This is a genomic window from Photobacterium sp. 1_MG-2023 (genome assembly GCF_030547945.1).
Taxonomy (GTDB): domain Bacteria; phylum Pseudomonadota; class Gammaproteobacteria; order Enterobacterales; family Vibrionaceae; genus Photobacterium.
The window spans coordinates 80927-94502 of the sequence record NZ_JAUORR010000004.1; the positions used below are offsets into that span (position 1 = coordinate 80927).

A 13576-nucleotide genomic window follows, 5' to 3' on the forward strand; every position below is an offset into this window, starting at 1 on the left:
GCATCATAGTTCGATTTGATTCAGGTGCATCCTCGGGCTTTACGCATAGCCAAGAAGTTCCCACAATAGACGCATCTCTTTTCACTGGTGAGACAATGATGACCCAAGCCACATCCCCCGAGCTTGCCCCAGACTACTATCGTCAGAACTTTGAAATTCTGCTGGAGGAAGTGGATCGCCAGTATCAGGATTTACTGAGTCAGGCCGAACGCCGCTGGATGGCGGATTATCACGAACTCCCCGATTGTGCAAAGCTACTGTATATTCGCCTACTCTCACGGAAAAGCCTGTTTTTCCGTGTTTCACGCTTAAATTACCCGGAAATAGACACGGTCAGACAGGCCATTGTGTCCTTGTTGCACTCCGGGTTCATCAGTCAGAGTCAGGCAAACTGGCCGAAAGAATCTCTCCTGAACCTGTTTACCAAACCCGAACTGCTGGCATCTTTTGACGCTTGTTCGTACCCGGCTTTATGGCAGGCATATCCCGCGCTCAGGCAACTAAAAAAGGCTGCATTGGTCGAAGCGATTGTGTGCCAGATTCCCGATTGTCTGTCTTTGAACGACACGCTGATCCGGGTCGAACATCAGCGCCATTTAACAACTTTCCTGCTGTTATTTTTTGGCAACCAATATCAGGATCTGAGTCAGTTTGTTCTGGCCGATTTAGGACTGCATCGGTTTGAAGCCTACCAGACAGACACAAACACCCGATTGTTTCAGCAAAGACACCACATCGTGCAGTGGCTGCAACTCGAAACGCTGGCACAGCACTACGACACCATCGCAGCCGCGAAGCAGCCTGATGCCATGGCAGCATTCGCGAAGACCTTGCCGCCCGCGTCGGACTGGCCTCCGCTTGAACGCCATCGTCAGCGTCTGCTGAACCGGGTGGCACGCGATCTGGAGCGCTGCGGGCGATTTGATCTGGCGCTGTATTTATTCAGCCGAAGCGCCCTGCCCCCCAGTCGCGAACGTCAGGTCAGAATCCTGATTCAGTTCAACCGCCCGCAGACGGCACTGGCGATCTGTCAATCCATGCGACAGCAACCCCACCATGAAGAAGAACTGGAAATCGCGGAACGGCTGAAGCTCAAACTCAATCGGATGCTGAAACGCCCAGCCCAGCCAGCAGCCCGAGAACAGTTTTGTGAAGAAACCCTGCATTTACCTGCAACCGGATTACGGGTCGAACTGGCCGTTGTCGCGCATTACCAGCAGCAAGGCTGGACGGTGCATTACACAGAAAACGCCCTCTTGTGCGCGCTGTTTGGTCTGGCCTTCTGGGATATTATTTTTTCGCCAGTGTCCGGCGCTTTCCTCAATCCTTTCCAGCGCGCGCCCAGAGATATGTATCACCCCGAATTCAAAACACGACGAGAAGCCATGCTGACGTCCCGCCTGGAAGCCATCCGGACCGGGCAATGGCAAGAATGGCTCACGGTATTTCATCACAAACAAGGCATCACCAACGATTGGGTCAACTGGGCGCTGGTGTCACCTGAACTCATCACAAACACACTTGCCTGCTTAACCCCTGAACACCGTCATACCATTTTATCCCGCTTGCTGTTCGATCCGCGGCAGAACCGCAGTGGCCAGCCTGATCTGATCCTGTTGAAAAACGGGCAGCTCCGATGGGTTGAAGTCAAAGGACCGGGCGATACACTGCAAGCGAATCAAAAACGTTGGTTGCGGCTGTTTCAGCAATGTGGACTGGATGCCCGGATCAATCATGTGGTCTGGCAAATGTGAACCTTATCAAGAAAGGTCAAATCCCGGTCAATTTTAAGAACACAATCCGGTTCAAATAGTCGTTTAAAGACCATATGAACTAAGATTGATTCTATAAGAAGTACAGCATTTCAGTGGTGTGATCATGCAGGCGACAAGAACGATCAATAAAATCCGCTACGGTCGGAAATCCGGCCCCATGACAGCCTATATCTATCAGGAAAACCTTTCAGAACTGAATCCGTTCGTTCTGTGGGATCATTTCGATGCCAATGGCATCAAAGAAGAAACCGGGCTCGATTATCACGGCCATTCCGGGATTGAAGCATTCAGCTATCCGGTCACCGGCACCTTACATCACATGGATTCGTGCGGTTGCTCTGTCACCATGCAGACCGGCGATCTGCAAATCATGACAACGGGCAAAGGCATCGTTCACAAAGACACCATGCAACCGTTAGGGGGGCGGGCAGAATCGTTTGCCCTCTGGACCGCACTGCCAGCCGGTGAACGGGAAATGGCCGATGCGTCCAGTCAATATATCGGGACAGGCAGTCTACCTCTGGTTGAAGAAATGGATACAACCACCAAGGTGCTGATTGGTGAGTACAAACAGGCGAAAAGTCCGCTGTCCTCCAGCATTCCGGTAACTTATCTGGATATTATGATTGCGCCTTACGGAGGATGGTACTGGGAGCCGGATGAACGTCTGGTATCAGGCTTTGTCTATATGCGATCCGGCTCGGTGTATATCGGCGCGAATCAGCTGTACCCGCAGCAAATGGGGATTCTGAATCCCTCCAAGCTGCCGATCCATATCAAAACCAGTCAAAAGGGTGCGCGGCTTTTTCTCATTCTGGGTGAACCGCTGAACCAGCCGATGCTGAGCTCGGGCAGCTCAGTCCACTCGAACCCCGAAAATTTACATCAGGGCAGCGATACCATTTCCGCGCTGATGGCAAACCACCCGGTGCATCTGGCCGATCCCAGCTGAGCGGTTCACGCTCAGTTCGATGAAACGCGGTGACCGATGCGACAAGTGCCGTCAGACTGAAACCACACTGCTTGTGTTTGCTTTTTCGCGATCAGGATCGGGCCATCATCAAAGAACAGGAAATTTTTCCAGTGACGCTTGAACACATCCCAACGCGTTTCAATTAGATTGTACTTCTCGTAGCAAAAATATACCGGCGTATTGTCTTCCCACGCCAGAAAAGCCGCCAGGGCTTCCGGCAAAGCGTTGTCATCATCGTGATCCCACGCATCTTGCCAGTTCACAGTGTCAATCCAGTTTTTGTCCTGCGCTGGCCAGTCTCCTTGTCCGAAATGATCTGCATCCGGGCTTTGCGCACTGATGTGCTCACGCCATAACGTGGCCGAGCGGGCTTGAGTCAAAGGATGGATTTGTGCCAGATCCGCTGCCGGGACAGGCATGGATGCATGGGTGAAAATCCACTTGCGGGAGTAAGCGTTAATATCGATGTAATGCATGATCTGATTCGGAAAACAATAAGACCGGGAAATGTACCGCAGATAGCCGTCTGATGCCAGACGGAGTCGATCAGGCGTGATTTGTGACATGACATGCTGCAGGCAGAAATTGGCCAGCCTGACAGGCTGGCCGTACACGACAGACCAACAGGCAGACCCAAACCACCTTGCAGATTCGGATCTACCCATTATTTCGCCGACCAAAAATTACTGATCCAACCGCCCGCGCGATCATCAAAATGATTGCCATTGAACAAATGTTGCTCAGCGTGATCAAGGTGGGTACTGGTTTCCAGCAAATGATAAATATGGTTTGCCATCGGATCATCACTGCTTTCGAGTCGCTTTCTTGTTGCAACCTCTTTAATAATCTGCAGCCGATAGGCACCATTCGCCTTTTTCATGCAATCCTCCGTCTCGTCTCAGGTTTTACGGGCAGGTCATGTCTGCGTCTCAACCGTGTCGGCATTGGATGTGGTTATGGATACGCAGAGCCCATAAACCTTAGGTACAGAGTGAAATTGCGTCAAATTTCCGACATCTCTTTGTCATCTTGGCGTGCTAGTGAACATCGGGAGCACCAACGTATGATCAGTGAATTAGGCGAGCTCCGGCCTGCGACCTCCTGCCTCAATGTTGATTCATTCAGCTAACCCACTGAATTTACTGACATGAAACTGACATAAAAACTTCATCAAATTCATAGGATAAGCATCTGATGATTCAGGCAATCTGGTGAGAAAAACCAGACAATATAAACCCATCAATCACACCCGGCATGAACTCCCTGCCATTGTCCATTGTCTCAATGATGGAGAGCATCCCTTGTGGTGTTTGCTAAATTAATGAATGTGGGTTGATGTCGCTCATGGTTCAGATTGAAAAGTCCGGGAGAGGTTTCGTGAATCGTACTATTTTTTTTTCAGCTTTGATGCTGTGTCTGTCCCCGCTATCCGCCCTGGCTTCGCCTCCTGCCGAATGGCACCAGTGTGTCAAAACACTCACTTATGATTTGTATTACGGCAGCCATAAAATTGGATTTTTTGAACGCAAACTCAGCTGGGAAAATAATCAGACCGTTGATATCCGCTCCCGCAGCCGCCTGTCTGCCATTGTGGCCAAAACCAACTTTGAGCAGCACACCCGAGTGATTTGGTCAGACATCAAGAATTCTTTCCTGACCCAATCCTTCAATCGTTCGATCACAGGTCTGCTGGATGGTGAAACCCGCGCTCAGTTCAATCAGGATGGCACACACTCCGAAATCGTCAATGACGGCGAAAAAATGAAGTTTGACAGTGCCGACCTGCCTTTACTGGATGTCGAAGCCGTTGCCAGCCAAATGCGGCTGAATCTGATTCAGGGTAAGAAAACCTTCGATTTTAAAATGCAGGAATCCGATGATGTGAGTCATTACTATTTTCGGGTGGCTGGTGAAGAAAAACTCAATACCAACTACGGCACCGTGAATACGGTCCGGGTTGAACAGATTAAAAAACCCGATCGTCAGGTCAACCTGTGGTTCTCTCCCGATCTGGATTATCAGTTGGTCAGAGGGACTTACAAACGTAAAATTCTGGACCTGAAAGCCGTTTTGCGCACCAAACGGGAACTGTGTCCGCAAAGCTATTTCACCAGCAACAACCCGGAGGCGATGACCGCACAATCAGCGCCGATGAACTGATCTGTGTCATCGACAAACTGACCTGCGTTCCGGCTATTTCTGAAATGCTTTCCCACCAATGATCTTGAACGCGGGTGTGCCCCGAACCAGCGTATCGCGGGCAAACACCTGCTCACATCCGGGGCAGCAGCAGGGTGTCGTCGTATGGTCTCTGACAATCCGCTCTTTAAAACATTTCACCAGCGCACCCTTTCCGCCTTTACGATATTTCAGCAAGAGTGTCCGGCATTGGCTGCAATAGATTTCAACGGTTCTTTCCGGTCCTTTTTTATTGGGCTTCGCCATGGTCAGAACAGCTTTCTGGACCGATGAACCAAGCGATCAATACAAGGCAGGTGCGCCGCCTCAACCCCGGCAAGATTACCGTACTTCGGGCTTTCTCGATCGTTTTCCAGCGGGTGATGCCATCCGGAGGTCGTCTCCACAAAAGTTCGGGCAAAGGCATCAGAAATCGACAGGCATCCGGCCAGCACCGTGTCGACATAAGTCTGCATGATCGGTTGCTGGTCGCAAGGCGGGGCTGGATTCGCTTTCACATACACCCAGACTGGCGCATCAAACGACAGAAGCTCATCCTGAAGAATTCGGGCCGGATCCAGCTCAACCCGCTGGTATCCGCGTTCACGCTGGTCAAAATGGCCAAGGAAATGATCTTCAACTTTCAGCAGTACGCCATTACAGCGGCCTTCTCCGAGCGACGCCACCAGGGGAGAAATGGCATAAGAACCATCCACTTTCCCCCAGTGGCGCTGAAGACCTTCCACCTCTGCCGGAATTGCGGCGCCGGTCTGCCCGGTGCGTTGACGTGAAGCACGATTGATCAAACTTCCATAGCCAAAGATATACATCCTTTCCTCCTCTGTCGGGAATGATTTGGTCTCAGAATGGCAGGCCAAAAAAATGCGAGAATCGCTGCCATGCTTTTCGCAATGATACCAAATCGCCACGAATAAATCGGATGTCTTTTCCAGGGCGCGCCTGAGCCAGTCTGGGCAAATCAATACGGGCGACACATCCCAGCTTGGGATAACCGCCCAGTGTCTGCCTGTCATTCAGTAAGACGATTGGCTGACCATTCGGTGGGATCTGAACCGCCCCCAGTGCAATCCCTTCAGAAACGATCCCGGCCGGACCGCCCAGAATGACGTTGCCCTCCAGACGGCACCCCATCCGGTCACTTTCAGGCAAGACATGATAATGATTATCAAAAAACTGATTTCTGGCATCCGGTGGAAAAAACTCCCACTGTGAGGAGGCCAGCAGATGCAATTCGATCGGGCTCTCATAATCTGGAATAAACCGGGGCGGGACGTATCGGGGACGATGGTGATACAGACTCGCAAGAACCGGTAGCTGATCCCCTTGTTTTAATGGCCCGCCGTCCAGACCTCCCATCTGATTGCGCACGACCGTCGCCCGGCTGCCAAGCACAGGCTGTGTATCAATGCCCCCCTGAATCGCCAGATAAGCCCGCAGCCCGCTGCGGGCATAGCCCAATTGCAAGGTTTGGCCTTTTCGCATCACAAAGGTGGCCCAGGTATCTACGGGTTCGCCGTCTAAAGTTGCCTGCATTTCGGCACCGGTCAGCGCACACTCTATCTCTGCATGTGCTTTAAAACTGGCCTGCCCCAGCGTGATTTCGAGCTGAGCACAGTCCATCGGATTGCCCAGTAAATAATTCGCCCAGCAATAGGCATGTAAATCTGCCGCACCGCCCTGACTTAATCCCTGACGGGCAACTCCCAGGCGACCTGTGTCCTGAATCAGCGTGAGCGTGCCGGGGCGGATCACTTCCAGTGTGGCCATATTTCCCCTCCGAGCGAATGAAATGTCTGACGATCAATCGGCTGAAAACGGACCTGATCCCCAACCTGAAATGGGGTCATCGGCTCCTGATGCGGATTGAACAGCGGCTTGGGGCAGTTTCCGATGATCTGCCAGCCACCCGGCGACTGCGCCGGGTACACCGCCGTTTGCTGATTGGCAATCCCGACACTGCCCGCCGCTACCCGAAGTCTGGGTTCTGCATGTCTCGGTGTCGCGATGGCCTCATCAACGGAAGCCAGAAATGCAAACCCCGGTGCAAAACCAATCGCACAAACGGTATAGGTTGCGCCGCTGTGCAGGGCAATGACCTCGTCGACACTCATCGCCTGACTGGCAGCTAAGGCCGTCAGATCCGGCCCGACATCCGGATGATAAAACACAGGCAGCTCAATCAGCTTTCCCTGCGTCGAACAAGGCTTGTTTTGCCATTGCTGATAACAATGCTGCACACGCTCACGTAGCACGCGCTCGGTGATTTTATCCGGATGAAAATGAATCAGGATGGACGTATAGGAAGGCAGCAAATCGATCAGTTGCTCTGGAAAATCGGCCTGAATCTGGCCGACCAACCGGGCAATCAAGGGCGTCATGCTGACATCAATCTCATCCGCAAGATGGACCATCAAGGTGCTTTCCGACACCGTATCAAAGCGAATCATGACTGCATCGCCTTTCTGATTTCAGCGATGGTCGCAATGGACTCGGGATTATCACCATGCACACACAGAGTGTCCGCCCGCAGGGACAGTGACTGTCCGTTGATCGTGGTCACTGAACCGGTCGCCAGCGCCAATGCCTGCTGTTGAATCCGTGCCGGATCATGGTGAACCGCGCCGGGTTGGTTTCGCGCCACCAGATTGCCCTGTTCGTCATAGGCCCGATCTGCAAAAGCTTCAAAGAGTAACGGCACCTGATACCGGGCTGCTGCCGCCTGAATAACGCTGTTATCGGCTTTCGCCAAAACCATGAGGGCAAGCGGGGTTGGCCGTTGTCGGTTCATCGCTGCGACTGACTTCAGAATCGCATCCAGAACATCTGACCGGCTCATCATGTCGTGATACAGGGCACCGTGCGGCTTCACATACGTAACCTGCGTCCCATGTAACTGGCAGATGGCTTCAAGCGCCCCCGTCTGATAAGCCACCAGATGGGTAATGGCTTCGGGGCTGTGTGGAATGCTGCGACGGCCAAATCCTGGCTTGTCGTCATAGCCCGGATGCGCACCGATGGTCACCTGATGCGCCACAGCACTGGCCACTGTTCTGGCCATGGTGTCCGGGTCTGATGCGTGAAATCCGCAGGCAATATTCGCCTGATCAACATAAGGCATCACCGCCAGATCATCCCCCATCTGCCAGCAACCGTAGCTTTCGCCCATATCACAGTTCAGTTTCATGCAAATCCTTAGCACTCGTTGAGAACTCGTCGAAAAAATATCTACCTGATTCAATTATAACGAGTTTGCCAAAGATTCACCGCCAACCTCAAGTGAACCCTGTTATCTGTTTCAGAAAATCATGGCTGAAAAATATCAATCAGCATTGGGAAAAACGGATGGATTCACAGGTCAGAAGCGATTGACACAGGAAAAAACAAAAACAGGCAAACAGCATTTGCCGGCCTGTTTTCATTGTCACGACCCAAGATCGCAGAATTTACAAAAGCTTGGAAAGAAACTGCACTAAACGCGGATGCTTTGGAGAATCAAAAATGTGCTCGGGGGTATCGCCCACCAGCAATTCACCGTCTTCCATGAACAGCACCCGATCCGCCACTTCTTTGGCAAATCCCATTTCATGCGTTACGACCACCATGGTCATGCCTTCTGCCGCCAGATCTTTCATCACATCCAGCACTTCTCCCACCATTTCCGGATCAAGTGCAGACGTGGGTTCATCAAACAGCATGACGTCGGGCTGCATGGCTAACGCACGGGCAATCGCCACCCGTTGTTGCTGGCCGCCGGATAACTGCGACGGATACACATCCATTTTCTCAGCAAGTCCGACACGCCTGAGCAACTGCTCTGCGTCGGCTTCGACCTCTGCTTTCACACGGCCCAGCACTTTCTGAGGCGCAAGCATCACGTTGCCCTTGACCGTTTTGTGAGGAAACAGGTTAAAAGACTGAAAAACCATGCCAACATTGGCACGTAATTCATTGATATTGGTCGATTTAGCATACATATCCATGCCATCGATCTGAATCTGGCCGGAAGAAATCACTTCCAGTTGATTGAGTGTGCGCAGAAAAGTCGACTTTCCGGAGCCTGAGGGGCCGATAATCACCACCACTTCACCCCGCTTGATGGTCGCACTCACATCCTTCAGTGCATGGCACTGATTCGGATAAATTTTATTGACGCCTTCTGCGATAATCATGTCATCACCCTGGTATGTTCTAGTCACTGCTCGCCAACCTCTTCTCAATGCGTTGTACTGCCCAGGATAAGCTTGTCGTCAGTAGCAGGTACAAAGCTGCAACCACAAACCACACTTCAAAAGTGGCAAAGCTTCCACTGATCACCTCGCGGCCGGCCTTCGTCAAATCCGTAATTGAAATAACAGACACCAGCGAAGAATCTTTGATCAGGGTGATGAGCTGCCCGGCCATCGGCGGTAAGGTTCGCTTGAACGCCTGCGGCAAAATGACATACATCATCGCCTTGGGGTAACTCATCCCCAGTGACCGTGCCGCTTCCATCTGGCCAGGGGGAATGGACTGGATGCCAGAGCGGATGATTTCGGCAATATAAGCACCGGTGAAAATCGACAGTGCAACCACACCGGCCGTAAAGCGTTCCAGATCAAAAATCGTGCCCAGAAAAAAATAAACGATGAAAATCTGGACCAGTAATGGCGTGCCACGAATCACCTCAACATAAAGAAACGCCATATTCTTAGTGACAGGATTATGGGAAATGCGCATCAGGCCAGCAATCAGGCCCAGAATGATGGCAAAGAACAGGGACAGGACGGATATCTTGAGCGTAACCCAAAGCCCCATGGTCACAGGTCCGATAGTCCATTGCTCGCTGGTGGCGAGGATATCTCCTTCAAAGACTAAATCGCCTTGTTGGACATTCCGGTGATCATAGGCCGGAATACGCTGAGGGACATCACTGTTATCCAGTTGAATCGTGATGCTGTGATCTGCATTGATCTGAACCGTGCCATCTCCCTGAGCACGATATTCCTGCGGCGAGGTATCAATAATAAAGGGCAACACACGCTGCCACTGCCAGTTGTAGTTAATACTTTGCGATGCCTGATATAACCCAAGCATCAGGAAAGCCAGAATGGCAAAAAAGGCTGCATGCCACAACCAACGGTTCGACGTCCTATTCATTTACTTCTTCCTGAGCCGTTTAGCGGTCTGAAACAATACCACGGCAGGTTTCCCCGCCGTGGTATCGGCGTTACTGCACCTGGCTCAGCCAGCTGTTATCTTTAAACCATTTGTTGTACACGCGCTCGTAGGAGCCATCTCCCTTAATCTGGCGCAGGAAGTTATTCAGGAAATTCAGCATATCCATATCTCCCTGAGCCACTGCCCAGCCTAAAGGCTCATAGGTAAATGGCTGGTCCAGGTGAACCACTTTCCCGTTATTCTGAGACGCATAAATTGCATTGAACGGCATATCGTAAATGAAGGCATCCGCTTTACCGTTTGCCACTTCGAGCACAGCATCAGACTGAGTTTCGAACACATTCAGTTTCGCTTTACTGATCATACGCTTGATTGCCTGCTCCCCTGTGGTACCCAGTTTGGTCGCAATCGTATATTTGCTGTCGTTCAGATCTTTATAACTTTTGATTTTACCTTCCAGCTCAGGCGACAACAGGATAGACTGGCCAACGATGATATAGGGTTCTGCAAAGTTCACCCGCATATTCCGTTTTGCATTTATCGTCATACCCGCGTTAATCATGTGGCACTTGCCCGTCAGCAAGGTTGGAATAATCCCATCCCATGCGGTATTCACCGGTACATATTTCACGCCCATCTGCTTGGCCATCATTTTACCGATATCAATATCAAATCCGATAAATGACCCATTTTTACTTTTCATTTCAAACGGCATATAACCTGCGTCAAAACAGACACGGAGTTCACCGGTTTTCGCAATATCGTCCAGAACCGGACCGGCAGAAACAGACGCCGATGCGCCCAACAGCAGCGTGGCTGCAGCAATAATTCTGGTAAATTTACGCTTAAACATCCTTGTATCCTTAATTTTGTTAAATATTGAAGAATTCGATTGAGACAAGAATGGTTATAACAAATAAAATCTTGCGAGCTCAATTCAGAATGAACAGAAAATGACCAGCACAGAATGAAGTAGAAACACCCTCTCAAGATTTAAAATCACGAAACAGAGCATTGACAGCAGAAGATAATGACATACTCATCAATTTACGGGCGGAACCCCGGAAAACATAAGCATTCACAACGCATGATGTTTTATTCGATAGTATGACCGAGCACTCATTCTGAGATATGCCGTGCTGGTATTGAAATCGGATGATTGAAACCCTTCCCTTTGCTGCCACTCAGAGCACAAGACAAACCGCCTGGATATCAATATCTTTTGGCATTTCCTGCAAGGTCTTGGCGACGGACCTTTCCCGGATCCCTTCAATGACCCGTAACCCCGATCCCTCATCAGCCCGCAGTGAATTTACCGTTTCCGGCAAAAATATCTGCCACAATATGCCATAAAACGTATGAATACGGCTTTGGTCTTCCCGGCTGTAAATTTCTTTTCCGCCACGCAGAATCGAGGTTTTACTGTCGACATGAGAAAGCCAGTAAGTTGGAAACAGGCCCAACGTATAGGTCGATAAAGTGCCGGAAATATTCTCACTGCCGTAGTCATTCACGGCATTCGATGTCACCCGAATCTGATAGGTTGTCGGCGTGTCATCGCAATAGCGTACGTAGCGGTCAATCTGAATATCTTCCAGATCCCCCCCGACATAGCCGCTGCACCCCTGAAGCAAAACAATCAGAAGCAGGGAAAGTACCTTTCTTATCATTCGCAAAATGCCCTTCCTTTTGACATGTGATTACAACCAATCCGTTGCATAGCTTAACGTGATTTCTTCGGCTGATCCAAACGGCCGGCTCCGATCTTCAGATACAAAAACAGCCGCTCAGTGGCGGCTGTTTTCTCATTCAGAAATACAGATTATTTCTCAACGCGGTTCATGTATTTATGTTCCAGCGTGTTCACGCGAATTCGATCGCCGTTCGCGATGTATTCAGGCACCTGTACAGTCAGACCTGTGCTCAGCACCGCAGGTTTGGTCCGCGCACTGGCAGATGCACCCTTAATCGACGGATCGGTCTCGACGATGTCCAGATCAACCGTTGATGGCAGTTCCAATGCGACGGGCGCACCATTGACCACCAGCACATGCAGGCCCTGCGTATCTTCCGTGATAAACAGCAGTTCTTCTTCAATCACATCTTTATGGAAGTGATACGGGGTGTAATCTTCATTGTCCATGAAAACATACTCTTCACCGTCAATGTAAGAAAAAGCCGCTGGGTGACGACTGAAATCTGCCAGAGTGATGATGTCATCCGCTTTGAAGCTGACATCCGCTTTCGCGTTAGTCGCAACATCATACATACGCATCCGGTACAAACTGCTACCGGCACGGCCACTTGGCGTCAGCTTATTGATTTCCTTTACAAAATAAACTTTACCATCATGTTCAATGGCTGCAGACTTTTTAATCTCACTCGCCTTTGGCATTTTTTTAGCTCCGATTCATCGTTGATGGCGAGAAAAATAGCATGAAACCGCATGAAGACAAGTAGGCAGTGAAAAAAAAGTGAGCTTTCTTAACCCTTGGTATCCCAAACCGGAACAAAGTGCTAAAACGCATACAAAAAGTCATCAAACGTGCCTCCATCTCAGTCCTTTTGCTGGCGCTTCAAACCCAGATGAATCGCCCGAACTGACTTCAATTGAATACCAGGTAAACCCCTGCTCGTTTACATTGCTGGTGACGCTATGAAACACATGCGTGTTCAGATTTGACTGCAAATGATCTGAACAACCTCACGCGCTCTGTCCTCAATAAAAAAATGACCCGATTGAACCCGATGTACGGCAGTTGATTTCGACGTATAAGGCTCCCACGCCAAAATCTCATCAATCTTCACATGCGAGTCTTCTTCTCCATGTATAAGAATGAATTCTTGATCAAGACAAGTGTTCTTCAGTCTTTCATTCAGCTGATAGTTAATTGAAAATTCATTCCTCATGATGGGGTAATAAAATTCCATAAAGTCTGGATCATGAATCACTTCATCAGACAATTTTCCATACCTTTTTAACTTCTCCGCGATTTGTTGATCAGTAAATACGATTGGGTCTTCATGAAACTCATTGACATGAGGCGCTGATTCCGCGGCAATCCAAAGGTGCATCGGCCTCGCCCCCTTTGGGTTCATTTTTAAGGTAAATAAGTAGGCAAACAGTGCCCCGGTACTATGACCATAGAAAGAAAATTTTCGACCATTTCGTATGGTATCCATGACTTTCAAAGATTCATTCAAAATATAATCAATATCATTACTCAAAGGCTCTGTGAATCTTATTCCCATTCCCGGAAGCTGAAATACAAAGGCAGAGATATGATCCGGGAGTTTTTCAATCATTTGATCAAACACTTCAGAACTGCCACCGGAATATGGAAACAGAAATAAAATATGTTCCTGATGCTCAGATTGACTGGCTTTCTTTTTTTCAAACCACATGAAAATTCCTTTTACTCAGAATAATATCGCTGGAGTTGACCTCAACTCCAGCGTTGTTACAAATCGT

At 49.9% G+C, this 13576-nt stretch carries 16 protein-coding genes; 3 read left to right on the plus strand and 13 right to left on the minus strand.

The window, feature by feature from the left end; genetic code table 11:
• The first annotated feature begins 98 nt into the window (after nucleotides 1-98).
• Together Q4579_RS05395 and Q4579_RS05400 are read left to right on the plus strand one after the other, a co-directional pair.
• Nucleotides 99-1754, plus strand: a complete 1656-nt coding sequence (locus Q4579_RS05395; protein WP_303562292.1) for a VRR-NUC domain-containing protein — start codon at nucleotides 99-101, stop codon at nucleotides 1752-1754.
• Nucleotides 1755-1878: 124 nt separating this feature from the next.
• Entirely contained in the window at nucleotides 1879-2727 is an 849-nt protein-coding gene (locus Q4579_RS05400) for a pirin family protein (protein WP_303562294.1), read from the plus strand.
• An 11-nt stretch (nucleotides 2728-2738) separates the two neighbouring features.
• Here the strand turns inward: Q4579_RS05400 and Q4579_RS05405 are convergent, their stop codons facing one another.
• Nucleotides 2739-3224, minus strand: coding sequence for a DUF2947 domain-containing protein (locus tag Q4579_RS05405; protein WP_303562543.1), 486 nt, complete (start codon nucleotides 3222-3224; stop codon nucleotides 2739-2741).
• A 188-nt stretch (nucleotides 3225-3412) separates the two neighbouring features.
• Complete coding sequence (locus Q4579_RS05410) at nucleotides 3413-3628, minus strand: hypothetical protein (protein ID WP_303562296.1); 216 nt, start codon at nucleotides 3626-3628, stop codon at nucleotides 3413-3415.
• Nucleotides 3629-4125: 497 nt separating this feature from the next.
• On the opposite strand from Q4579_RS05410, the gene Q4579_RS05415 reads away from it, so the two are divergent.
• Nucleotides 4126-4908 (plus strand): DUF3108 domain-containing protein, encoded by a 783-nt coding sequence (locus Q4579_RS05415; RefSeq protein WP_303562298.1) that lies wholly within the window; start codon nucleotides 4126-4128, stop codon nucleotides 4906-4908.
• 33 nt (nucleotides 4909-4941) lie between these two features.
• Here the strand turns inward: Q4579_RS05415 and Q4579_RS05420 are convergent, their stop codons facing one another.
• The 11 genes from Q4579_RS05420 to Q4579_RS05470 form a co-directional block, all read right to left on the minus strand.
• The gene (locus Q4579_RS05420) at nucleotides 4942-5193 is read right to left on the minus strand and encodes a hypothetical protein (RefSeq protein WP_303562300.1); all 252 of its coding nucleotides are present in this window, start codon (nucleotides 5191-5193) and stop codon (nucleotides 4942-4944) included.
• Nucleotides 5194-5195: 2 nt separating this feature from the next.
• A complete protein-coding gene (locus tag Q4579_RS05425; RefSeq protein ID WP_303562302.1) occupies nucleotides 5196-5756 on the minus strand; it encodes a gamma-glutamylcyclotransferase family protein in 561 nt (186 codons plus the stop codon).
• Between the two features lie 31 nt (nucleotides 5757-5787).
• Complete coding sequence (locus Q4579_RS05430) at nucleotides 5788-6714, minus strand: biotin-dependent carboxyltransferase family protein (RefSeq protein ID WP_303562303.1); 927 nt, start codon at nucleotides 6712-6714, stop codon at nucleotides 5788-5790.
• The gene (pxpB, locus tag Q4579_RS05435) at nucleotides 6696-7394 is read right to left on the minus strand and encodes a 5-oxoprolinase subunit PxpB (protein WP_303562305.1); all 699 of its coding nucleotides are present in this window, start codon (nucleotides 7392-7394) and stop codon (nucleotides 6696-6698) included. The genes Q4579_RS05430 and pxpB overlap by 19 nt, the downstream gene beginning before the upstream one ends.
• Nucleotides 7391-8131, minus strand: a complete 741-nt coding sequence (locus Q4579_RS05440; RefSeq protein WP_303562307.1) for a 5-oxoprolinase subunit PxpA — start codon at nucleotides 8129-8131, stop codon at nucleotides 7391-7393. Before Q4579_RS05440 ends, pxpB begins: the two co-directional genes overlap by 4 nt.
• 259 nt (nucleotides 8132-8390) lie before the next feature.
• The gene (locus Q4579_RS05445) at nucleotides 8391-9116 is read right to left on the minus strand and encodes an amino acid ABC transporter ATP-binding protein (RefSeq protein WP_303562309.1); all 726 of its coding nucleotides are present in this window, start codon (nucleotides 9114-9116) and stop codon (nucleotides 8391-8393) included.
• Nucleotides 9117-9135: 19 nt separating this feature from the next.
• Nucleotides 9136-10083 carry an amino acid ABC transporter permease gene (locus tag Q4579_RS05450; protein WP_303562311.1) on the minus strand — a complete coding sequence of 316 codons (948 nt, stop codon included), beginning with the start codon at nucleotides 10081-10083 and terminating at the stop codon, nucleotides 9136-9138.
• A 70-nt stretch (nucleotides 10084-10153) separates the two neighbouring features.
• Nucleotides 10154-10957, minus strand: coding sequence for a transporter substrate-binding domain-containing protein (locus Q4579_RS05455; protein ID WP_303562313.1), 804 nt, complete (start codon nucleotides 10955-10957; stop codon nucleotides 10154-10156).
• A 331-nt stretch (nucleotides 10958-11288) separates the two neighbouring features.
• Nucleotides 11289-11774, minus strand: a complete 486-nt coding sequence (locus tag Q4579_RS05460; protein ID WP_303562315.1) for a hypothetical protein — start codon at nucleotides 11772-11774, stop codon at nucleotides 11289-11291.
• A 152-nt stretch (nucleotides 11775-11926) separates the two neighbouring features.
• The gene (gene yeiP / locus Q4579_RS05465) at nucleotides 11927-12499 is read right to left on the minus strand and encodes an elongation factor P-like protein YeiP (protein ID WP_211647649.1); all 573 of its coding nucleotides are present in this window, start codon (nucleotides 12497-12499) and stop codon (nucleotides 11927-11929) included.
• A gap of 278 nt (nucleotides 12500-12777) precedes the next feature.
• Nucleotides 12778-13509, minus strand: a complete 732-nt coding sequence (locus Q4579_RS05470; RefSeq protein ID WP_303562318.1) for a thioesterase II family protein — start codon at nucleotides 13507-13509, stop codon at nucleotides 12778-12780.
• Nucleotides 13510-13576 lie beyond the last annotated feature (67 nt).

What these genes read in the sequence shown, in the direction of transcription:
- Q4579_RS05395 (WP_303562292.1), top strand. Translation starts at nt 99, where the DNA reads ATGACCCAAGCCACATCCCCCGAGCTTGCCCCAGACTACTATCGTCAG.
- Q4579_RS05400 (WP_303562294.1), top strand. Translation starts at nt 1,879, where the DNA reads ATGCAGGCGACAAGAACGATCAATAAAATCCGCTACGGTCGGAAATCC.
- Q4579_RS05405 (WP_303562543.1), bottom strand. Translation starts at nt 3,224, where the DNA reads ATGCATTACATCGATATTAACGCTTACTCCCGCAAGTGGATTTTCACC.
- Q4579_RS05410 (WP_303562296.1), bottom strand. Translation starts at nt 3,628, where the DNA reads ATGAAAAAGGCGAATGGTGCCTATCGGCTGCAGATTATTAAAGAGGTT.
- Q4579_RS05420 (WP_303562300.1), bottom strand. Translation starts at nt 5,193, where the DNA reads ATGGCGAAGCCCAATAAAAAAGGACCGGAAAGAACCGTTGAAATCTAT.
- Q4579_RS05425 (WP_303562302.1), bottom strand. Translation starts at nt 5,756, where the DNA reads ATGTATATCTTTGGCTATGGAAGTTTGATCAATCGTGCTTCACGTCAA.
- Q4579_RS05430 (WP_303562303.1), bottom strand. Translation starts at nt 6,714, where the DNA reads ATGGCCACACTGGAAGTGATCCGCCCCGGCACGCTCACGCTGATTCAG.
- pxpB (WP_303562305.1), bottom strand. Translation starts at nt 7,394, where the DNA reads ATGATTCGCTTTGATACGGTGTCGGAAAGCACCTTGATGGTCCATCTT.
- Q4579_RS05440 (WP_303562307.1), bottom strand. Translation starts at nt 8,131, where the DNA reads ATGAAACTGAACTGTGATATGGGCGAAAGCTACGGTTGCTGGCAGATG.
- Q4579_RS05445 (WP_303562309.1), bottom strand. Translation starts at nt 9,116, where the DNA reads ATGATTATCGCAGAAGGCGTCAATAAAATTTATCCGAATCAGTGCCAT.
- Q4579_RS05450 (WP_303562311.1), bottom strand. Translation starts at nt 10,083, where the DNA reads ATGAATAGGACGTCGAACCGTTGGTTGTGGCATGCAGCCTTTTTTGCC.
- Q4579_RS05455 (WP_303562313.1), bottom strand. Translation starts at nt 10,957, where the DNA reads ATGTTTAAGCGTAAATTTACCAGAATTATTGCTGCAGCCACGCTGCTG.
- Q4579_RS05460 (WP_303562315.1), bottom strand. Translation starts at nt 11,774, where the DNA reads ATGATAAGAAAGGTACTTTCCCTGCTTCTGATTGTTTTGCTTCAGGGG.
- yeiP (WP_211647649.1), bottom strand. Translation starts at nt 12,499, where the DNA reads ATGCCAAAGGCGAGTGAGATTAAAAAGTCTGCAGCCATTGAACATGAT.
- Q4579_RS05470 (WP_303562318.1), bottom strand. Translation starts at nt 13,509, where the DNA reads ATGTGGTTTGAAAAAAAGAAAGCCAGTCAATCTGAGCATCAGGAACAT.